The 21,375-nt window shown below is 69.9% G+C and carries 13 protein-coding genes; 12 read left to right on the forward strand and 1 reads right to left on the reverse strand.

The window, feature by feature from the left end; all coding sequences use genetic code 11:
• Window positions 1-11: 11 nt before the first annotated feature.
• The 12 genes from B7P44_RS18325 (at window position 12) to B7P44_RS18380 (ending at window position 20,782) form a co-directional block, all read left to right on the forward strand.
• Window positions 12-1,850, forward strand: a complete 1,839-nt coding sequence (locus tag B7P44_RS18325) for an amino acid adenylation domain-containing protein (protein ID WP_231716770.1) — start codon at window positions 12-14, stop codon at window positions 1,848-1,850.
• Window positions 1,844-3,472: an efflux transporter outer membrane subunit gene (locus B7P44_RS18330; protein ID WP_084907019.1), complete on the forward strand. Its 1,629-nt coding sequence runs from the start codon at window positions 1,844-1,846 to the stop codon at window positions 3,470-3,472. Before B7P44_RS18325 ends, B7P44_RS18330 begins: the two co-directional genes overlap by 7 nt.
• Entirely contained in the window at window positions 3,469-4,713 is a 1,245-nt protein-coding gene (locus B7P44_RS18335) for an efflux RND transporter periplasmic adaptor subunit (RefSeq protein ID WP_084907021.1), read from the forward strand. The genes B7P44_RS18330 and B7P44_RS18335 overlap by 4 nt, the downstream gene beginning before the upstream one ends.
• Window positions 4,710-7,853 (forward strand): efflux RND transporter permease subunit, encoded by a 3,144-nt coding sequence (locus B7P44_RS18340; protein WP_084907023.1) that lies wholly within the window; start codon window positions 4,710-4,712, stop codon window positions 7,851-7,853. The genes B7P44_RS18335 and B7P44_RS18340 overlap by 4 nt, the downstream gene beginning before the upstream one ends.
• Before the next feature lie 508 nt (window positions 7,854-8,361).
• On the forward strand, window positions 8,362-10,020 hold the full coding sequence (locus B7P44_RS18345) for an AMP-binding protein (RefSeq protein WP_084907025.1): 1,659 nt from the start codon (window positions 8,362-8,364) through the stop codon (window positions 10,018-10,020).
• Window positions 10,017-10,904 (forward strand): beta-ketoacyl-[acyl-carrier-protein] synthase family protein, encoded by an 888-nt coding sequence (locus tag B7P44_RS18350; RefSeq protein ID WP_084907027.1) that lies wholly within the window; start codon window positions 10,017-10,019, stop codon window positions 10,902-10,904. Before B7P44_RS18345 ends, B7P44_RS18350 begins: the two co-directional genes overlap by 4 nt.
• Window positions 10,904-12,013 carry a 3-oxoacyl-ACP synthase III family protein gene (locus tag B7P44_RS18355; RefSeq protein WP_084907029.1) on the forward strand — a complete coding sequence of 370 codons (1,110 nt, stop codon included), beginning with the start codon at window positions 10,904-10,906 and terminating at the stop codon, window positions 12,011-12,013. Before B7P44_RS18350 ends, B7P44_RS18355 begins: the two co-directional genes overlap by 1 nt.
• Window positions 12,010-13,008 carry a ketoacyl-ACP synthase III gene (locus B7P44_RS18360; RefSeq protein ID WP_084907031.1) on the forward strand — a complete coding sequence of 333 codons (999 nt, stop codon included), beginning with the start codon at window positions 12,010-12,012 and terminating at the stop codon, window positions 13,006-13,008. Before B7P44_RS18355 ends, B7P44_RS18360 begins: the two co-directional genes overlap by 4 nt.
• A 5-nt stretch (window positions 13,009-13,013) precedes the next feature.
• On the forward strand, window positions 13,014-13,910 hold the full coding sequence (locus B7P44_RS18365) for an MBL fold metallo-hydrolase (protein ID WP_084907032.1): 897 nt from the start codon (window positions 13,014-13,016) through the stop codon (window positions 13,908-13,910).
• An 89-nt stretch (window positions 13,911-13,999) separates the two neighbouring features.
• Window positions 14,000-17,800 (forward strand): AMP-binding protein, encoded by a 3,801-nt coding sequence (locus B7P44_RS18370; RefSeq protein ID WP_084907035.1) that lies wholly within the window; start codon window positions 14,000-14,002, stop codon window positions 17,798-17,800.
• A gap of 11 nt (window positions 17,801-17,811) precedes the next feature.
• Window positions 17,812-19,944 (forward strand): class I SAM-dependent methyltransferase, encoded by a 2,133-nt coding sequence (locus B7P44_RS18375; RefSeq protein WP_084907037.1) that lies wholly within the window; start codon window positions 17,812-17,814, stop codon window positions 19,942-19,944.
• 70 nt (window positions 19,945-20,014) lie between these two features.
• Window positions 20,015-20,782 (forward strand): glycosyltransferase family 32 protein, encoded by a 768-nt coding sequence (locus B7P44_RS18380; RefSeq protein ID WP_231716771.1) that lies wholly within the window; start codon window positions 20,015-20,017, stop codon window positions 20,780-20,782.
• Between the two features lie 48 nt (window positions 20,783-20,830).
• On the opposite strand, the gene B7P44_RS18385 is transcribed toward B7P44_RS18380, so the two are convergent.
• Complete coding sequence (locus B7P44_RS18385; protein WP_084907039.1) at window positions 20,831-21,355, reverse strand: aspartyl/asparaginyl beta-hydroxylase domain-containing protein; 525 nt, start codon at window positions 21,353-21,355, stop codon at window positions 20,831-20,833.
• Between the last annotated feature and the right edge of the window lie 20 nt (window positions 21,356-21,375).

A 21,375-nucleotide genomic window follows, 5' to 3' on the forward strand; every position in this document is an offset into this window, starting at 1 on the left:
ATCGTCCTGACGTGCGCTCGCTGCATCACGCGTTCGGCATGCGCGCGCGCGAATTCCCGGATCGCATCGCGGCGTCCGACGAAACGCGGCGGCTGACCTACGCGGAGCTGGACCGCCTGTCGTCGGCGTTCGCGCGCGAGCTGCGCGACCGGGGCGTCGTGCGCGGCGCGCTCGTCGGCCTCTACATGACGCGCGGCGTCGACATGCTCGTCGCGCTGCTCGGCATCCTGAAGGCGGGCGGCGCCTATTTGCCGATCGATCCGACCTATCCGCGCGAACGCATCGCGCACGTCGTCGCGGACAGCGGCGTCGGGGTCATCGTCTGCACGTCCGATACGATCGAGCGGCTGCCCGACGTGGACGACGCGAACGTGCGCGTGCTCGCGGCCGATGCGCTGCTGCCCGCGCTCGCGGAGACGGCGGTCGAGGACGGCTACGTCGAACCGGCATCGAGTCCGGACGATCTCGCCTATGTGATCTACACATCGGGTTCGACCGGCAAGCCGAAGGGCGTGATGGTCGAGCATCGCAACGTGCTGCACCTGATCGAGCAATCGCGCGCGTGGTTCGAATTCGACGCATCCGACGTGTGGTCGCTGTTCCATTCGATCGGCTTCGACTTCTCGGTGTGGGAAGTGTGGGGCGCATGGCTGACCGGTGCGCAGGTCGCGGTCGTGCCGTATCCGGTGTCGCGGGAGCCGGCCGCGTTCCACCGCTGGCTCGCGCGCCACCGCGTGACGATCGTCAACCAGACGCCTTCCGCATTTCGGCAACTCGACGCGGCCGATCGCGGCGCGTCGCAGCCGCTCGCGCTGCGCTACGTGATCTTCGGCGGCGAAGCGCTGCCGCCGTCGCTGGTCGCGCCGTGGATCGCGCGCCACGGCGACGAGCGCACGCGCCTCATCAACATGTATGGCATCACCGAGACGACCGTGCACGTGTCGTTCAGGCGGATCACGCGGCGCGACGCGCAGGCGGCGGCGAGCCCGATCGGCGTGCCGCTGCCGCACCTGCGGCTGCACCTGCTCGACGAGCATGGGCGGCACGTGGCCGACGGCGCGACGGGCGAGATCTACGTCGAGGGCAAGGGCGTCGCACGCGGTTACCTGAACCGGCCCGAGCTCACCGCGGAACGCTTCGTGCGGCTGCGCTGCCCGCAGACGGGCGAGCCGGTGCGCGCGTACCGGACCGGCGATCTCGCGACGCGCGGCGAGAACGGCGAATACGTGTACGTCGGCCGCGCCGACGAGCAGCTGAAGATCCGCGGCTTCCGGATCGAGCCCGGCGAGATCGAGGCGGCGCTGATGCAGGGCGGCGGGCTGGACGCGTGTCACGTGCGCGGCCACGACTATGGCGAAGGCGATTGCCGGCTCGTCGCGTACGTGGTGCCGGCGCACGACGCGCAGCGCCCGACCGACGCGGCGATCGCCGGCCTGAAGGCGCGCGCGGCCGCGCATCTGTCGGATCACATGCGGCCGTCGGCCTACATCGTGCTCGCCGCGCTGCCGCTGACCGCGCACGGCAAGATCGACAAGCGCGCGTTGCCCGCGCCGGAAACGGCCGCGTGGGCGCCCGCCGCGGAAGCGGACGAGGGCGCGGCGCGCTCCGACGAGCTCGCCGCCGTGCTGCAGGTGTGGCGCGAGCGGCTCGGGCTCAAGGGCATCGGGCCGGACGACGATTTCTTCGCGTTCGGCGGCACGTCGCTCGCGCTGATTCGTTCGTTCGTCGAACTGAAATCGCGCTATCGCGTCGAGTTCGAACTCGGCGCGCTCGCGAGCGGCGCGACGGCGGCGGCGCTCGCGGGCTTCATCCGGTCGCGGCGCGTCGATGCGCCGGTTCAGGCTTGCTGACGGATGCGCGCGCGACGCGCCGCCGCCGTCACGCGCGCGCGGTGTCGTGCGCGCTGCTCGCCGTGCTGTCCGGCTGCATGCTCGGGCCGACCTACCGGCCGCCCGACGCGGCGTCGCTGAAGATCCCCGCCGCGTGGCACGCGACGCTGCCGCACGACGGCAGCGTCGTCGCGCTCGCGCACTGGTGGCAACAGTTCGACGATCCGGCGCTGTCGGCGCTGATCGACGCGGCGCAGGCGGACAGCCCGACGATCGACGCGGCGGTCGCGCGGATGCGGCAGGCGCGGGCAAGCCGCGCGACCAGCGTGGCCGGCCTGCTGCCGAAACTCGACGGCATCGCGTCGTTCAACCGGTCGAACGCGAACACGCAGGCGGTGACGTCGAACGACGTGAGCCAGTCGACATCGGTGCAGAGCGGCGAGCTGGATACGTCGCGCGCCGGCCTGCAGGCGTCGTGGGAACTCGATCTGTTCGGCAAGGCGCGGCGCGGGCTGCAGGCCGACACCGCGCGCGTCGAATCGCGCATCGACGAGTGGCATGACGCGCGCGTGAGCGTCGCATCCGACGTGGCCGATGCGTACTTCCGCACCCGTGCGTGCGAATCGCTCGTCACCGCGCAGGAGGACGAGCAGCGCTCGCGGATCGCGACGGATGAGGTGACGCGCCAGCGCGTCACGGCCGGGTTCCTGTCGCCGTCGGATGCGGCGCTGCCGAAGGCGTCGATCGCGGAAGGCGAAGACCTGCTCGCGCGCCAGCGCGCCGAGTGCGAAGTCGATCGCAACGAGCTCGTCGCATTGACCGGCCTGTCGCGCGACGCGCTCGACGCGCGGCTCGCAGCGGGCTACGCAACGGTGCCCGAGCCGCGCGGCGGCGTGCTCGCCGCGCTGCCGGCGCGCACGATCGAGCAGCGCCCCGACGTGCGCGCGTCGGAGCGCGCGCTCGCCGCGGCCAATGCGGAAATCGGCGCGGCGATTGCGGCGCGCTTGCCGTCGGTGTCGCTGTCCGGATCGATCGAGATCGACCGCTACCAGGTGAGCGGGCAGGGCTTGACGCTGCGGCCGTGGATGTTCGGCCCGACGCTCACCGTGCCGGTGTTCGACGGCGGCAGCGGCGCGGCCCGCGTCGAAGGTGCGCGCGGGCGTTATGACGAGGCGCTCGCGAACTACAAACGAAAGGTCAGGCAGGCAGTGATGGAAGTCGAAAACGCGTTGGTGCGGGTCGATGCGTCGGTCGGGCGGGAACGCGCCGCGCTCGTCGCGCAGGAGAACTACAAGCGCTACGCGCAGACCGTCGAGCGGCGGTTTCGCGTGGGTACGAGCGACGTGCTCGAAGTCGAGACCGCGCGCCGGCAGTACGTGACGAGCCGGCAGTCGGTCGCGTCCGCGCGGCTCGAGCGCGCGCAGGCGTGGGTCGCGCTGTATCGCGCGGTCGGCGGCGGCTGGCAGGCGGGGGATGCGACGGGCGATGGGCAGGCGGCGACGGATGCGGATACGGCAAAGGGTGCGCCCGCGGCGCGGGATGTGCATGCGACGCGGGATGCGCACGCTGCGGGCGACGCGCATGCGGCGGGCGATGCGCATGCGGCGAGTGGCGCGCGGATCGTGAGCGAGGCGGTGCGATGAGCGGCGGGCACTTTACGTGTGTTCTCCGGTGCGCGGCAGCGCTCGCCGTTGTCGCCGCGGTGCTCGCGGGCGGGTGCGGACCGTCGCAGCCGTCCGCGCCGCGTGCCGATCCGGCCGCGAAGCAAACCGCGAACCCGGCAGCAAACCAGGCCGCTGCCCGAACCGGCGATCCGACCGATTCCGCAACCGCCGTCCACGCCGCGCTTGGCGTGACCGTCGTCGCGCCCGACGTGCGGGACTGGGAGACGCGCGAGCAGGCGAGCGGCGCCGTCGCCGCGTACGACGAGATCGAGTTGACGGCGCCCGGCGACTTGCCGCTCGCGGCCGTCGACGCGCGCGTCGGCGACCGGGTCCGCAAAGGGCAGGCGCTCGCGCGCTTCGACACGGCCGGCCTCGCGGTGAAGCGCGCCGATGCCGATGCGGCCGTCGCCGAGGCGAATGCGCGGCTCGCGCAGGCGAGCGCGCAGCTCGAAGGCGCCAGGGCGCTCGACGCAACCGGCTCGATCAGCCGGCAGGAGCTGATCAAGGCGCAAACGCAGGAGAAGGTGAGCATCGCCCAGCTGGCGGGCGCGCGGGCGCGTCTCGCGGGCATCGAGCTGCAGTTGCGCCGCGCGACGGTGCGGGCGCCCGACGACGGCGTGGTCGCGGCCAGCAAGGCGATCGAAGGCGCGGTGCCCGCCGCCGGCGCGACGCTGTTCAAGCTGATCCGCGGCGGCCGGCTCGAATGGCGCGCGCAGCTGGGCGCGAACGCGCTCGCCGCGGTGCGCCCGGGGCAGCCCGCCGAACTCGCGCGCGCGGACGGCGGCGCCGCGCGCGGCATCGTCCGCCAGGTGTCGCCCGTGCTCGACAAGGCGACGCTCGCGGGCATCGTCTACGTCGACCTGCCGGCGGACGCCGGCTTGCAGGCGGGCGGCTTCGTGTCCGGCGCGATCGTGACGGGGCGCACGCAAGCGCTCACGCTGCCCGATTCGGCGGTGGTCGCGCGCGACGGCTTTCATTACGCATGGACGGTCGACGCGCGCCATCGCGTGCACGCGGTCAAGCTCGTGCGCGGCCGCGCGCAGGGTGGGCGCGTCGAGGTGCTCGCGGGCTTGCGGCCGGACGAGCGCGTCGTCGCGTCGGGCGCGGGCCTGCTCGACGAAGGCGACGTGGTGACGATCGTCGCGCACGGCGCGCCCATCGCCGCAAGCGCGCCTGCGTCCGCACCCGTGCGCGTCGCCGGGAACGGGAGCGCGCCGTGAACTTTCTCGAATGGTCGGTGCGCCGGCCGCTGCCGACGATCCTGCTGTTCGCGCTGCTGTGCATCGGCGGCGCGCTCGGCTTTCGCGCGCTGCCGGTCGCCGAGCTGCCGAGCGTCGATGCGCCCGTCATCGCGATCGACGCGAGCCTGCCCGGCGCGACGCCGTCGCAGCTCGAGCGCGACGTGACGCGGCCGATCGAGCAGGGCGTCGCGGGGCTCGGCGCGGTCAAGCGCGTGCTGTCGCGCGTAACGGACGGCCGGTCGCACACGACGGTCCAGTTCGCGCTCGAAGCCGACCCGCGCGACGCGCTCGAGCGCGTGCGCGCCGCGGTCGGCCGCATGCGCGGCCGCCTGCCGCCGGACATGCCGGAGCCCGTCGTCGCGCAGGAGCGCATCGAGCGCGTGCTGCTCGTCTACGCGGTGTCGTCGGCGCGGCTCGATCCGGTGGACCTGTCGTGGTTCGTCGACTCGACGCTCAGCAAGGCGCTGCTCGCGGTGCCGGGCGTCGCGCGGGTCGTGCGGCAGGGCGGCGTGGACCGGCAGATCGACGTCGCGTTGAATCCCGTCGCGCTGCAGGGGCTGCGCATCGATGCGGGCGACGTCGCGAAGCAGGTGCGCGCGCGGCTCGCGGATACGCCCGCCGCGCGCGTCGACATCGACGGCCGCGCGCAATCGGTGCGGATGGCGCAGGCGGGCGGCGGCGTCGCGGCGCTCGGCGCGCTCGACCTGCCGCTGGGCGACAGCCGGCGCGCGACGCTCGCCGACCTCGCGACGATCCGCGACGCGATCGCGAACCCGACGCAGATCACGCTTCTCGACGGCCGGCCGGTGGTCGGCGTGCAGGTGATGCAGGCGCCGGGCGCGGACGAGGTGCGCGTCGCGCAGGGCGTGCGCGACGCGATCGAGCGGCTGCGGCGCGCGCACCCGGGCGTCGACGTGCGCGGCGTCGCGGACTACGTCGAGCCGATCCAGCGCGTGTTCGACGGCGCGATGTCCGCGCTGTACGAAGGCTGCGTGCTCGCCGTCGTGATCGTGTGGCTGTTCCTGCGAGACTGGCGCGCGACGCTCGTGTCGGCGTCGGCGCTGCCGCTGTCGATCCTGCCGGCGTTTCTCGCGATGGCGTGGCTCGGCTTCTCGCTCAACCAGTTGACGATGCTCTCGCTGATTCTCGTGATCGGCGTGCTCGTCGACGACGCGATCGTCGAAGTCGAGAACATCGCGCGCCACCTCGGCGACGGCAAGCCGCCGCGCGTTGCCGCGCTCGACGGCGCGCGCGAGATCGGCGTCGCGGTGATCGCGACGTCGCTCACGCTCGTCGCGGTGTTCCTGCCGACCGCGTTCATGAACGGCGCGATCGGACGCTACTTCAAGCAGTTCGGCTGGACCGCGGCGGCCGCCGTGCTCGCGTCGCTCGCGGTCGCGCGGATGCTCACGCCGATGATGGCCGCGTACGGGCTGCGCCGCGCGCCGCCGCCACACGACGACAGCCGGGCGATGCGCGGCTATCTCGCCTGCGTGCGCTGGTGCGTCGCGCGGCCGTGGCGCTGCCTGCTGGTCGGCGCGGCGTTCGTCTGCGCGTCGGTCGTGGCGCTCGCGGCGCTGCCGAAGGCGTTCCTGCCTGCGCAGGATCGTGCGGAAATCGTCGTCGGCGTGCAGGCGCCGCCCGGCAGCGATCTCGACGCGACGCGCGCGGCGGTCGATGCGGCGCGGCGCGCGGCGGCGGGCATGACCGAGATCGCGTCGGTGTACGCGACGATCGGCGAGCGCGGCGCGGCGGGCGACGCGACCGATTCGGCCGTGCTGACGTTCGCGCTGACGCCGGCCGGCTCGCGCGCGCGCTCGCAGGCGCAGGTCGAGGCGGCGCTCGCGGGCCGCTTCGCCGCGGTGCCGGGCGTGCGCTTCACGGTCGGCGACAAGCAGACGGACAAGGTGATGTCGATCGTGCTGTCGAGCCGCGACGGCGGCCTGCTCGACGAGACCGCGCGCCGCGTCGAGCGGGCGCTGCGCGCGGCGCCCGGGCTCGGCGCGGTCGCGTCGACGGCGGCCGCGCGCCGGCCGGCGCTTGGCGTCGTGCTCGACGGGCCGCGCGCCGCCGCGCTCGGCGTCACGCGCGAAGCGGCGGCCGACGCGCTGCGGGTCGCGACCGCGGGCGACGCGCCCGAACGCCTGCCGCGGCTCGACGTCGGCGGCAGGCAGGTGCCGGTGCGCGTGCATGTGGCGGACAGGGCGAACGGGGGGCTCGACGCCGGCGACTGGCTGTCCCGGCTGCCCGTGCCGGGGCGCGACGGCAGCGTGCCGCTGTCGAGCGTCGCGCGGCTCGTCGAAGACAGCGAGCCCGCGCAGATCGACCGTCGCGAAGGCGAGCGCTACGTGACGCTCGACGTCGGGCTCGCGGGCCGCCCGCTCGGCGACGTGATCGCGCAGGTCGACCGGCTGCCGGCGCTGCGCGACCTGCCGGCCGGCGTGCGCCGCAGCGCGAGCGGCGACGCGGAATCGCTCGACGAGCTGTTCGGCGGCTTCTATTACGCGATGCTGTTCGGTCTCGCCAGCGTGTACGCGATCCTCGTGCTGCTGTTCGGCGGCTTCGTGCTGCCGGCGACGGTGCTGGTCGCGCTGCCGCTGTCGCTCGGCGGCGCGGCCGCGATGCTCGCGCTGTGCGGGCTCAGCCTGTCGCTCGCGTCGCTCGTCGGCCTGCTGATGCTGATGGGCCTGTGCACGAAGAACTCGATCCTGCTGGTGCAGTACGTGCTCGTCGCGCGCGAGCGGCAGCGGCTGTCGCGCGTCGACGCGATCGTCGACGCGTGCCGCAAGCGCGCGCGGCCGATCGCGATGACGACGTTCGCGATGATGGGTGGGCTGCTGCCGCTCGCGTTCGATGCGCAGGGCGACGTGTTCCGCTCGGCGATGGCGATCACCGTGATCGGCGGCCTCGTCACGTCGACCGCGCTGAGCCTGCTGCTCGTGCCCGTTGCGTTCGTGCTGCTCGACGCGTTGCAGGCGGGGCTCGCGAGGCGGCTCGCGTCGCGTGCTGGCGAAGCGGCGCATGGCGGGGTTCGTGAAGGCGCGGATCATCTGGACGATCGCGACGCTCACGGCGAGCGCGCACGTGGTCTTGCCGTGTCACAAGACCACGTGCAGTAGATGAGAAAAATCCTGCGAAACGGCCGATCGATCAATCATTGTTCCGGCTTTGAGAAATAATTTAATTCAGTAGTGCGATCCGTAATTTTTTTGATTTTAATGATATCGGTTCCGCGCAAAGATTTGAATGATCCATCTAGCTTCACATGCGCCATGCATTTAAAATGCCGCTAAGCTTGCAAGATCATTACTTCGAATTCGAAATTGTTTACTTTAGAATTCGGAATCCTGAGTTTGTTGCGTTGAAATGAATTGATTGAATTGCTTTCGTCGTGCTCGTTTGTTTTTCAAGAAAAGTGCGACGGAATACCTGCAAGTGAATCAACGGGTTGTCATGTGATCGACCGGGCGCGCACTGCGTCGCTCGGCGATGACACACGCCTGCCGCTTCGACAACACCTTTTTGCCATCGCGATTCAGGCTGCACGGGACGGGCGCGCGCATCGTGCCCGGCCGGTGCCATGCCGTTATCGCGGACTTTGAACTCACACTCTTGCGAGCGCTGACAATGGACGACTTTTGCCGCGCGAACTTGCCCCCGATCGAGGATTGGCCGAAATTCGTCCTTGATTTGCCGGGGCTGCAGTTTCCGCAATTTCTCAATTGCGCCGCCGCGCTGCTGGATGCCGCAGTCGAGGACCGGGGCTGGGCGGATCGCGTTGCGATCAGGACCGAGTCGGGCGTGACGTGGTCGTATCGCGAATTGCGCGATACGAGCAACCGGATCGCCAGCATGCTGGTCCACGATGCCGGCCTGGTGGCCGGCAACCGGGTGCTGTTGCACGGCACCAACCACCCGTTCCTCGCCGCGGCGTGGTTCGGCGTGGTCAAGGCGGGCGGCGTGGTCGTCACGACGATGCCGAAGCTGCGCGCGGGCGAACTGTCGACCGTCATCGACCGGGCCAAGGTCACGCACGCGATCTGCGAAGGCGCGCTGTCGGCCGAACTCGACGCGGCGATGACGCGCATGCAATGGCGCGGCGATGTCCGGCGCTACGAGACGGAGGACGCCGGTCCGCACGCGGGCTGGCTCAACGACTATTCCGCTGCATTCACGGCCGCCGAGACGCGCGCGGACGATCCTTGCCTCATCGCGTTCACGTCGGGGACGACCGGGGAACCGAAGGCGACCGTCCATTTTCATCGCGACGTGATGGCGGCCTGCCACTGCTTTCCGCAGCACGTGCTCAAGCCCACCGCCGACGACGTCTTCTGCGGATCGCCGCCGCTCGCGTTCACGTTCGGCCTCGGCGCGCTGCTGCTGTTTCCGGTCAGCGTCGGCGCGAGCGTCGTGCTGTTGCCGAAAGCCAACCCGGAACGTCTGCTGGCGGCCGTCGCCCGGCATCGGGTCAGCATCCTGTTTACGGCGCCGGCGGCCTATCGGGTCATGCTCGACCATCTCGACGATCACGACCTCTCGTCGCTGCGCAAATGCGTGGCGGCCGGTGAAGCGCTGCCGCCCTGGACGCGCGAGGCTTGGCGCGAGCGGACCGGGATGCACCTGATCGACGGGATCGGGGCGACCGAGATGCTGCATATCTTTGCGTCGACGGGCGACACCGAATCCAGGGCAGGCACGCTCGGCAAGGCGGTGCCCGGCTACCGCCTGGCCATCCTGGACGAGCAGGGCCGATGCCTGCCGCCCAATCAGATCGGCTTTCTGGCCGTGCAGGGGCCGACCGGGTGCCGCTACCTGAACGACGCGCGGCAACGCGACTACGTCAAGCACGGCTGGAACCTGACGGGGGACGCCGCCTACCTGGACGACGAAGGCTATCTGTTCTATCAGGCGCGCGCGGACGACATGATCATCACGTCCGGCTACACGGTGTCGCCCGGCGAAGTGGAGCAAGCGCTGCTGCGCCATCCCGATGTCGCCGAATGCGCGGTCGTCGGACAGATCGACGAATGGGGCGGCACGCTCATCTGCGCGCACGTCGTGCTGCAGCCGGGAATCGACGGCTCGGAGGCGTTGACGACGCAGCTGCAGCAGCACGTCAAGGGCGTGATCGCGTCGTACAAATGTCCGCATCGGGTCGCGTACCACACCGGCGGTTTGCCGCGCAACGAATCGGGCAAGTTGCGCCGCGCCGCGCTCAGGCAGGAGGCCAATGGCGCGATGCGTTCTCCGAATCACTCCGTCCGAAACGAGCTCGTCACCCTATGAAAATTCTTGGAGCCGCGGTGGCCCTGCCGGGTGCAGCGACCGCTGCGCAACCCTATGCCAACGATTACGCCGTCAAGGCAGCCCGGCAGGCGCTGCTGCAAGCCGGTTGCCTGCCGTCGGAACTGGATCTGATCGTCAGCCTGTCGATTTCGCCCAGCCGGATGGCGGACGCGCCGGCGATCGCCGGGCCGCGGCTGGCGCACCCCGTGCAGCGCGACCTGCGTGCGCGCCATGCGGCCGTGTTCGACCTGCTCGACGCGGACTGGACGCTCGCGCTCGATCTCGCGCAGAGCCATTGCCGGCAGCTCGGCTATCGACGCGCGCTCGTGGTTCGCGCGGAAGCGCTCGCGGATGTCGAGCAGGTCGCCACGAGCGGCTTCGCCGACGGCGCGGGGGCGATCGTCCTGACGCCTTCCGCCCATGACCGCGGCCATGCCAGCAGCTACGCGGACCTCGAGTCGCCCCCGTTCGCGACGCTCGACGCGATTCCCGCGCGGCGCGTGAACGGCGCCCTGTCGCTGGCCCGGTTCGAGAGCCGGTTCGATCACGCCACCGGCCGATTCGACGTTGAACCGGTCAATGCGGCCGCCGCGGTGCGCGCGATGGTCGACGACGTGCAAAGCCGCATCGACCGGCCCGTCGCCAGGCTGTTTTGCGAATCGTGGATGAGCGGATGGCCGTCGATCGCCGCCGGCGCGGGGGGCGATTGCCGCGTCGAGGTCGTCGCCGGGTCGGCTGACATCCCGAACCCGTTCCAGCTGCCCGCGTGGCTCGCGTCCCGCGTCGCAGCTTCGATGTCGTTGCGTGACGATGAACATACGGTGGTCGCCATGACGCTGGATCCGTTCAGGCCGCGCATCGCCTGCAGCACGATGGAGGTCTGATGGTGCACAACGTCCGAATCGCAAGTCTCGCGTGCCGCTTGCCGGCACGCCAGGTCCCCAACGACGATCCCGTGTTCGCGGGCGTCGAGCCCATTCCGGCGGAGTGGTGGCAATTCTGGGGCATCGAATCGCGCTACATGATCGATCCCGATGCCGGCGAATCCGAGCTTGCGCTGGCCGAGCGCACGGCGCGCGACGCGCTCGCCCGCGCCGGCGTGGAGCCCGCCGAACTCGATCTGGTGCTGTTCAACATGACGTCGCCGTTCGTCACGCACGCCGACGGCCGGCGCCGTTTCGCGCCGCGGCTGGCCCGTGCGCTGCGCGACCGGCTCGGCGCCACGCGCGCGCTCGACGCCGACGTCGAGATGGAATGCGCGAGCTTCGTGCTGCAACTGCAGATCGCCACCAACCTCATCAAGCAGGGACGGGTGAAGCGGGCGCTGGTGTGCTCGTCGGAGCGCATGTCGGCGGTGGTCGACTACACCACCAAGTCGTCGACGAACTTCGGCGACGGCGCGGCCGCGGCCGTGCTCGTCGCCGAGCCGGCCAATCCCCAAGGTGCGAATTGGCTGGATGCCGCGTATCACAGCGATGGAACGCGCTACGACCTTGCGACGATACAGTGGCGCAACGCCCGGGCCCCGGCAGACGACGATGCGGCGAGCGACGCCGACAACCCGTTCGGTGCGTATTTCACGCTCAAGCCCGAAGCGCAGGAGGCGATCTCGCGTTTCATGCCCCTGGCCATTCCCGATATCGTCGAGCGGCTGTTGCACCGGAGCGGGATCGCCATCGCCGACATCGACGCGATGGTGTTCCACCAGCCGTCGGCGCTGCTCGTGCGTTCATGGGCGCAGCGGCTCGGGCTCAAGCCGGATCAATTCGTGATACGCGTGGCCGATTGCGCGTGCCTCGTGTCGGCCGCCGTGCCGTTCGCGCTGTATGAGTCGATCCGGCAGGGCGTGATCCGGCCGGGATCGCTGGTGGTGCTTGCCGGTGCGGGCGCCGGCTGGGGCTTCGGCGCGCAATTGTGGCGCTGGGGCGAAACCGTCGTGACCGATGCGGACGACGCCGTCGCCGCCGTGACCGAACAGGAGGTCCGGGCATGAGCGCCAGACTCGTCATCGCCGGGATGGGCCACGCGCTGCCGGAACGGATCGTCAGCAACGACGAGGTCGCCGGCATGATCGACACCAGCGACGCGTTCATTCGCGAACGCACCGGCGTCGTGGCGCGACGCTATCTCGCCCCCGACCAGCATCTGGCGGATCTCGCGTGCCCGGCCGCCGAACGGGCGATGGCCGACGCCGGCGTGACGCCGCACGACGTCGACCTGCTGATCGTCAATACGCTGTCGCCGGATCATCACGACCCGTCGCAAGCGTGCTACATCCAGCCCCGGCTCGGCTTGCGCGAGGTGCCGTGCTTCGACATCCGCGCGCAATGCAGCGGCGGGCTCTACGGGATCGAGATCGCGCGCCATTTCCTCGCGAGCGGCCTGTATCGCAACGTGCTGCTGATTTGCGCCGAGGCGTTGTCGCGTCGGATCGACACCAGCAACGCCGGCCGCAACCTGTCGATCCTGCTGAGCGACGGCGCCGCCGCGCTGCTGCTGCAGGCGACGGACGACCCGGCGCGCGGCCTGATCGACCTGTCGCTCGGCGCCGACGGCACCCAGTTCGACCTGCTCATCACCGAGGCGCCCGGCGCGCGCCGCCCGCGCTTCATCGACGGCGACGACATCGCGGCCGGCCGGCATCATTTCCGGATGAAGGGCGGGCCGATGTTCGAGGACGCGACGCGGCGGATCGTCGACGCGTGCCGGCAGATGCTCGACAAGCACCGGCTGACGACCGGGGATATAGGCCTGGTCGTGCCGCACCAGCCGAACCTGCGCATCCTCGACGCGGTCATCGGGCAACTCGGGCTGCCCCGCGAGCGCTGCATGATTTCCGTCGACCAGCTGGGCAACATGGCGAGCGCGGCGTTTCCGGTCGCGCTGGCCCTCGCGCGCGAGCAAGGCCGCATGCCGGCCGGACAGCTCAATCTCCTGGTGACCTACGGCGCGGGCGCGACCTGGGCCTGTGCCCTCTATCGGAGCTGAACGACATGCTGAACGATTCCCCGGGGTGGATCGATTCGCGGCTGGCGCTCATCGGCACGGCGGACGTGCCGCTGTACGTGATCGTCAACGACGAGGCCGCGACGCTGATCGAGGGCGGCCTGAGCGGGATGACGGAGCTCGTATGGCGGCAGCTTCACGACCTGCTGCGGGACTTCGGCGGCATCCGGCATTTGCGCTACTGGTTCGTCACCCACTCGCACTATGACCACTGCAGCTTGCTGACGACGCTCAAGTCGCGCATGCCGTGGGTTCATGTATCCGGGTCTCCCGACACCTACGATGCGTTCCAGAGTCCGTCGGCCTGCCGGACCATCCGCCAGCTCGACGCGCACGCATCGCAGTCCTGGGACCCGCCCGTCGGCATCGATCTCACCGAGTTGCCCGAGCTGCTGTTCTACCCCGTCAATCCGGGCACGCGGCTCGACATCGGCGACGGCATGGAGATTCGGGCGATCGCGCTCCCGGGCCACAGCCGCTGCCAGTTCGGCTACTACTGCCCGCAACTGGACATCGGCTTCGTGTCGGATGCCCTCGGCGAGTTTCACGGCCCCACCACCTGGTTGCCGCTGGTCTTTCAGGATCTGTTCGCGTATCGGCACTCGCTGGACGTCATCGAGCAACTGGAGGCGCCGCGGCTCGCGTTGGGCCACCACGGCATCCTCACGGGCGAGCTCGCGCGGTCGGCCGTGCGGCAGGCGCGCGCTTGTCTCGATGCGCGCGAGACCGACGCGCGCGCCGTGCGCGGCAATGCCACCGCCGCGCATGAGCTGGCCCATGAATGGACTGCGCGATACGCGGCAAGGAGTGAACGCGTGGTGCCGCGCGCGCTGCATCTCAAAAGCATGATGCGCATGATCGATCTGTTCCATCGCGCCGAATAGCCGTATCGGGATTCCCGCCGCAGCAAGGCATGGGCGCCGGCCGGCGCCGGGCCGCTGCTCGCTGTTTTCATTCCTCTTCCGACGACATCATGACCACTGCGACCTTGCCGACCACGCTGAGCGAATTGCTCCAGACCCGAGCCGCCACGCTCGGCGACCAAACCGCCTACGTGTTCCTGAGCGGCCCGCCCGAACAGGAACAGGCCGACTCGATGACCTTCGCGGAGCTCGACGCCCGCGCCCGCCGGGTCGCCGCGCTGCTGCAGCAGAATGCGGTCGACATCGGCGACCGGGTCCTGCTGCTGTGCCGGCCGGGGCTCGACTACGTCAGCGCCTTCATGGGGTGCCTGTATGCGGGCGCCGTCGCGGTGCCGGCATACCCGCCGCGCAACAAGCAACATATGGTGCGGATCGCCGGCATCGTCAGGAACGCAGGCGCGAACACGATTCTGTGCTCGCCCGAAGACCTGGAGCGTTGCACGACATGGATCGCCGATACCGAAGCATCCGGCAGCACGCTGCTCGATGTCGGGGCCGCCGAGGCGATTGCGTTCCTGCCCGCGCCCGCCAGCGTGCCGCCGTCCCACGTCGCCTTCCTGCAATACACGTCGGGGACCACCGGCACGCCCAAGGGCGTGATGGTGTCGCACGGCAACCTGATGCATAACCTGGGGATGCTGCGCGAATGGTTCGGCTATGACGAGCGGAGCACGATGGTCAGCTGGCTGCCGCCGTACCACGACATGGGCCTGATCGGCGTGATCCTGACGTCGCTCTACGGTGGCTTCCGGTGCGTCCTGATGGCCCCGGAGCGTTTCATCCAGCATCCGTACCTGTGGTTGCGCGCCATCAGCCAATATCGCGCGGATCTGACGGGCGCGCCGGATTTTGCTTACCGGATGGCCTGCCGGCGAGTCTCCGACGAACAACTGGCGACGCTCGACCTGTCGTGTATCCGGACCGCCTATAACGGTGCCGAATCCGTACGCGCCAGTACCTTGTCGGATTTTGCAAAACGCTTCGCCGCCGCGGGCTTCTCCGCCGGGAGTTTTCGACCGTGTTACGGGCTGGCGGAGGGGACGCTGTTCGTCGCCGGCCGCACGGCGCAGCAGCCGATCCGGACGGTGTGCGTCGACCAGGCCGCGCTCCAGCGGCAATCCGTGGTGATCTGCGGCGAGTTCGCGGGGGTCTCGCCGGCGTCCCTGGATCGCCCGGGCGAACGTGTGCTGGTCAGCGTGGGCCGTCCCGCGGGCGACCAGCGCGTGGTCGTGCGCGATCTGCAGGCGAACGCGCATTGCGTCGACGGGGCCATCGGCGAAATCTGCGTGGCCGGCCCAAGCGTCGCCGCCGGATACTGGCAGCTGGACGAGCAGACGCAATCGACCTTCCGGCACACGCTGGCGGGCAATCCGGATCAGGCGTTCATGCGGACCGGCGATCTCGGCTTCATGCTGGGCGGCGAGCTCTACGTCACCGGCCGGCTCAAGGACATGGTCATCCTGGCCGGCCGCAACTACTACTCGGAAGACATCGAGTACGCGCTGATCGTCGGCGTGCCGGAACTGGTGCCGAACGGCTGCGCGGCCTTCATGGACGACCAGGTCGGTGCGGAGCGCCTGATCGTCGTGGCGGAAGTCGAGCGCACGCAGCGCAAGGGCAATCTCGACGGCTTCATCGACGCGATTCGCAAGGCGATCTGGAATCGCCTCGACATCGGCCCGAGCGCGATCGTGCTGGTGTCGCCCGGCAGCGTGCCGAAAACGTCGAGCGGCAAGGTGCGCCGCAGCACGTGCCGCACGCAGCTGCGCGACGGCGAGCTGACGATCCTCGCGCAGTGGGACGTCGATGCGGGCGCGCAAACGCCGGAGCCGGAGCGCCGGCAACCCGCGCGCCCGGCCGCCGCCATCGACGTGTCGCCGGCCGGCGGTCACCGGCGGCATGACGCTGCCACCGTCGACGAACTGAACGACTGGCTCAGGCACTACGCACGCACACGGATCGATTCGCGCACCATCGACGAGCGTCGGACCATTCCGCCGCACGTCGTGCTCGATTTCGGCAACCAGGGCCTCCTCGGCATGCCGATCGACCGTTCGTATGGCGGCCTTGGCCTCACGCATCGCGACACGTTGCGCGTGATCTCGCAACTGGCCGCGATCGATTCGACACTGGCTTTCTTCGTCGGCCTGAACAACACGCTCGGGATCCTGCCGATCATGCAGCATGCGCAGGCGCCGCTGCGCGACGAATTGTTGCCGAGCCTCGCGAGCGGCCGGATGCTCGCCGCCTTCGCGATGAGCGAATCGGCAGCGGGCTCCCATCCGCGCGCGATCACCTCGCGCGCGCAGCGCATCGACACCGGTGACTGGCTGGTCTCCGGAAACAAGCGCTGGAGCGGCTCATCCGCGTGGGCGGGGATCATCAACGTGTTCGCCAAGCAGGCCGACGGCACCGGGATGGTCGGACTGGCGGTGCGCCCCGGCACGCCGGGCGTGCGGATCGGCGCCGAGGAGCTGACGATGGGCGTGCGCGGCATGATCCAGAATTCGCTGCACCTGGACCGCGCACGGATCAGCGACGCGTACCGGCTCGGCGGCATCGGACAGGGCATGCCCGTCGCGCAGCAGGCCATGAACATTGCGCGCCTCGCGATCGCGGCCGTCTGCCTGGGCGGAATGAAACGCTGTGCGCAGCTGATGCATCGCTACGGGGCGCGGCGCCAGATCGGCACCGGCCTGCTGCTGGACAATCCGCTGAGCCGCCTGCGCCTGGGCGAGCTGCGGCACCGCATCGACGGACTCAACGCGCTGGTCGAGCACCTGGCCGCCGAGCTGGACCTCGGCGTCGAGGTGCCGGAGGACTGCCTGCTGGTTTCGAAGATTCTCGGCTCCGAGCTGCTGTCGCAATCGGCCGACGAGATGATGCAGTTTCTCGGCGGCCGGGGCTATATCGAAACCAACCTGGCGCCGCAGATCTTCCGGGACGCGCGCCTGACCCGCATCTTCGAGGGGCCGACCGAAACGCTGCTGGTGCACCTGGGCAGCCGTCTGCTCAACGGCAGCGACGACTTGCCGCGCTATCTGGAGCGTGCGCTGGGCGCCGGCGTGCTGGCCAGGGAGCTGCGCCAGCTGGGCGAGCAGCTGGCGGAAGACGGGCTCGCCAATGCGTCGAAACTCGACGGCGCCGCGCACGCCGCCGTCTGGGTCAATTACTGGCTCGGCTCGGTCGCGCAATGGGGATTGCTGCTGGCGGTGATCGAGCGCGCGGCTGCGCAGCAGCGCATCGACGACGGGGCGCTGCGCTGGGTGCAGAGCCAGTACGAACGCGCGATCGAGGCGGCCCAGCGGCAGGTCGGCCTGCGCGCCGCGCTGTCCACGACGGCGGAATTGAACGACTGGGCCGAGCGCAACGGCTTCGAGATCGGCTCGATCGACCAGACAGTCCCGGCTGCAAGCCAACCCGTCGATCCGCTGCTGGGCGCCGAGGCCGGCGCGCCTGACGAACCCGCCGGCGAAGACGCCGGTCCAGTGGCGGAACCGATCGTGACCGAGCCGGCGAGCCGGATCGATCGCGAGCGGGCCGACTCCGTCGAACAATGGCTCATCGCGTGGCTGGGCGAGCGCCTCAAGCAGCGCAAGCTTCGTTTGACGCGTGAGACGACGTTCGCCGAGATCGGCCTCGACTCGATCCTCGCCGTCGAAATGACGATGGTGGTCAGTGAAACGTTCAGCGTGACCGTCGATCCGTCGGCGGTCTGGGATTACCCGTCCATCTGCACGTTGGCCGCCCATGTCGCGCCCCGCATTCGCGGCGCTGCGCCGGCGGCGGCCGTTGCGCACGCCGATTCGGATGCCCCTTCGCCCATTGCAGCCCAACCTTCGACCTTGTGAGACCGTCCAACATGCACACCCGCTTCGACTTTGGTGAATCCCCCACCGCGCTGGCCAGGCAGCTCGAACATTATCTCGACGCGTATCCCAACGAAACGCGCTCGTTGCTCGGCCTGTCGGCCGGCACCGCGATCGGCGTCGAGGTGCTCGACAAGGAGTTGCCGGTCAAGCTCGAGCAGCACACGCATGCGGCAACGCTGCGCATCGGCCGCCGCGACGCGCAGCGCGTGATGGCCTATACGCGCAGCTGCAACTGGGCGAACGGCATCGTGCTGGTGCCGACGCTGGCGCGTCTGGTATTTGCCGGCGCGTTCCGCGGCCTGCGGGCCGGGACGCCGCGTGCGATGCGCGCGTTCGCGATGTCCCGCCGGTCCGACCCGACCCGCAACCTGGGGGTGCTGTGGGGCGCCTTCAACCTGTTGAGCCTGGCCGGCTGGCTGACCCTCGATCGCGGCGACGAAGACGCCGAATATGCGCTCACCCCGGCCGGCGAATATGTCGTCGCGTGCGTCGAGCGCACCCGGCCGCTGTTCGAGCAGCTGGCGAATGCCACGTCGGTGCTCCAGCATCTGCACGCGCTGTGCCATCGAAAACGCGCGGCGGCCGACGACAGCGTGCTGTATGCGCAGCTCGCGCGGATCTGCGTCGCGGGGTGGCCGGAGCTGCCGGCCCCGGCGAGCGATCTGGAGCGCCAGGTGAATGGACAGCTGCGCACGGCGATGGACGGCCTGCTGCTCGGTCCGACCTGGGTCGCGCTCGATATGCCGGTGTTCGACAAGCAGCCGGATGGCCAGTATTCGCAGTCGGCGCCCGGCATCTTCGAGAAGCTCGACGAGCAGCCCGGCGGGGTCGCGGTCGGCGCGTGGTCGCATGCGGACCCGGTCGTCCTGCACGCGGCGTGGTCGCTGATGTGCAAGTTCGGCATGGCGGAAATCGATCGGGAAAAGGTGCGCCTCACCGAGTCGGGCCGGATTCACCGGCCGATCGCCGCCCCTTACGCGGGGCTGCCCGCGTCCTACCTGCGTTCGTACGCGCTCCTCGACGAACTCCTGTTCGGCAATCCCGATCCGCTCGACATCGACAGCGACGGCCACATCGATCGCGTGATGAACGTGTATGCGTCGAGCGGCGCCGGGTCGGGGCCGGCGTCGCAGGAAATCACGACGAAAATCCTGCACAAGCTGTTCGACGACACGCCGCTCGATCGCCAGCCGGCCGGCATCGCCGACATGGGCTGCGGCGACGGCAGCGCGGTGAAGCGCCTGGCCGAGTACGTCATCCACTCGACGCGGCGCGGCCGGCACCTCGCGGACTATCCGCTGCTCGTGATCGGCGCGGACTACAACGAATCCGCGCGAGGCCGGGCCGCCGCCACCCTGTCCGCGCTGAAGGACATACCCGGCGTCCAGGTGCGCGTGATCGCCGCCGACATTTCCCAGCCCGACCGCTACGACGAAGCGGTGGCCGAAAGCGGCCTGACCGTCCGGCAGCCGGACGGCAGCGTGCGCCCGGTGCGGCTGAGCGACCTGTTGCATACCTTCATGTTCCTGGTCCACAACCGCCGGCTGAGCATCCGGCGCGAGGACGCCGCCGAAGCGATACTCGAGCGCCACCTGCGCACCGTCGATCGGTCCCGCCTGCGCATGGTCGTCGACCAGTACTATCCGGGCCGCCTGACGGTGTCGGACCAGGCCGAATACCCGATTGCGCCCGACGAGATCAAGCGTGCGTTCAAGGTCGCGTACAGCGATGCGGAAGGGCTCGTGCCCGGCTACGTGGCGGCGGCGGACCTGATCGATTTCCTGACCCGCTGGAAGCGCCATGCGAAGCACGGCTTTCTCATCGTCGAAGGCCATAGCCCGTGGGCGGAAAACCTCTGCGCGAACGCGCAGGGCGGACCGGACACGTGGTTGCGCACCGAGCAGCTGCCGTCGGTGTTCAACTGGGGCATGCATTTCGTGTCGCGCCAGTTCATGGCGCCGTTCAATGAATTCATGCTCGCGCTGACGCTGGCCGGCCTGCGTCCCGACAGCCCGATCTACGGGCGGATTCATCCGGAGGGGTTCCCGGGGCCGGATTTGCTGAGCGACTATCGCTTTTTCAGCATTGCAAATTACGTGGCCGATATCGGGATGAATCGCTAGGCGCGGTCGCGGCCGGTGTCGCGCATGTCCCGTCATTCGGTGGCAGACGCGCGCCGGCGCGCGCTCTACGATGGATCGGATCGAACCCATCCGCGAGGACATCGTGAACCGGCCCATCCCGAAGACGCTTCATCAGATCTGGTATCAGGGCGAGCATGCGCTGCCCGACAAGTACCGGCGCTACCACGCGTCGTGGCGGCGCCATCATCCCGACTGGACGCTGCGCGTGTGGGATGCGCACACGCTGCGCGAGCACGTGGCCACGCACCAGCGCTGGTTCCTGCCGCGCTACGACGCGTTCGCGCACGACATCCAGCGCATCGACAGCGCGCGCTACTGCGTGCTCGATACGTTAGGCGGCCTGTATGCCGACATGGACATCGAAAGCCTGCGGCCGGTCGACGCGCTGCTCGACGGCCGCGAGCTCGTGCTGTCGGCCACGCGCGGCTACAACAATGCGCTGATCGGCAGCGCACCCGGCCATCCGCTGTGGCATGCCGTGCACGACGCGCTGCGCGACGGCGCGACCGCGCAGCTCGACGACCTGCCGGCGCGCATGCGCGCGAGCGCGGCGGTGCAGATCGCGGCGACGACGGGGCCGCGCTTCTTCACGATGTGCATCGAACGCAGCGGCGTGGCCGCGTGGCCGACGACGCTGTGCTGCCCCGGCGACTATTTCGAGCCGGAGGCTGCATCCGCGCAGGCGGCGGCCGACGCGGGCGCGTACGGCCGTCACGACATGGATCTGAACTGGCAGCCGCCGCACGTGCGGCTGCTGTCGCGGTTCACGCGCGCGGTGTTCGCGGCGCAGGCCAGGATGCGCGGCGCGCGCCGCTGAACGCGCGGGCGCGGCCTGTGAAGCCGGCGCCCGCGGGCGCCGGCTCGCTCAGTAGGTATAGAACTCGGCGGGGAACGTGACGGCGCGCGACGGATCGCGCTTGAAATCGAACAGCAGCACGACCCGCGTCTTCGTGCCGCGATTCCATGCTTCGTGCTCGGTGGTGTCGTCGAACACGAGGCACGAGCCGGCGCTCCAGCTGCGCACGTCCGGGCCGACGCGGATCGCGCAGTTCTCGGACGGCTTCAGGCCGATATGGCAGCGCAGCACTTCGTTCGTGTAGCCGTAGTGCGGGCCGATGTAGGTGCCCGGCGCGAGCGACGAGAAGCCGGCGTTCACGAGGCCCGGCACCGTCTCCAGCAGGCGCGTCGTCTCCGGGCACAGCAGGCAGTTCTGCTCGACGCGCTGTTCGGCCTTGATGAGCGGAAAGACCGTCCAGTTGCCGTCGTAGATGTTCGTCTCGGGCCACTTGACGAAGGCGGCCTGCGCGAGCTCGTCGAGCTCGCGCAGGATGGTTTCCCAGCCCTGCGCGACAGCGTGGAGCGCAGGGAACTGCTCGGGCGGAAAGAACATGGGCGTTGCTCCTCGGCGTT

Origin of the sequence: Burkholderia ubonensis subsp. mesacidophila (genome assembly GCF_002097715.1) — a bacterium.
In the GTDB taxonomy this organism is placed as follows: Bacteria; Pseudomonadota; Gammaproteobacteria; order Burkholderiales; family Burkholderiaceae; genus Burkholderia; species Burkholderia mesacidophila.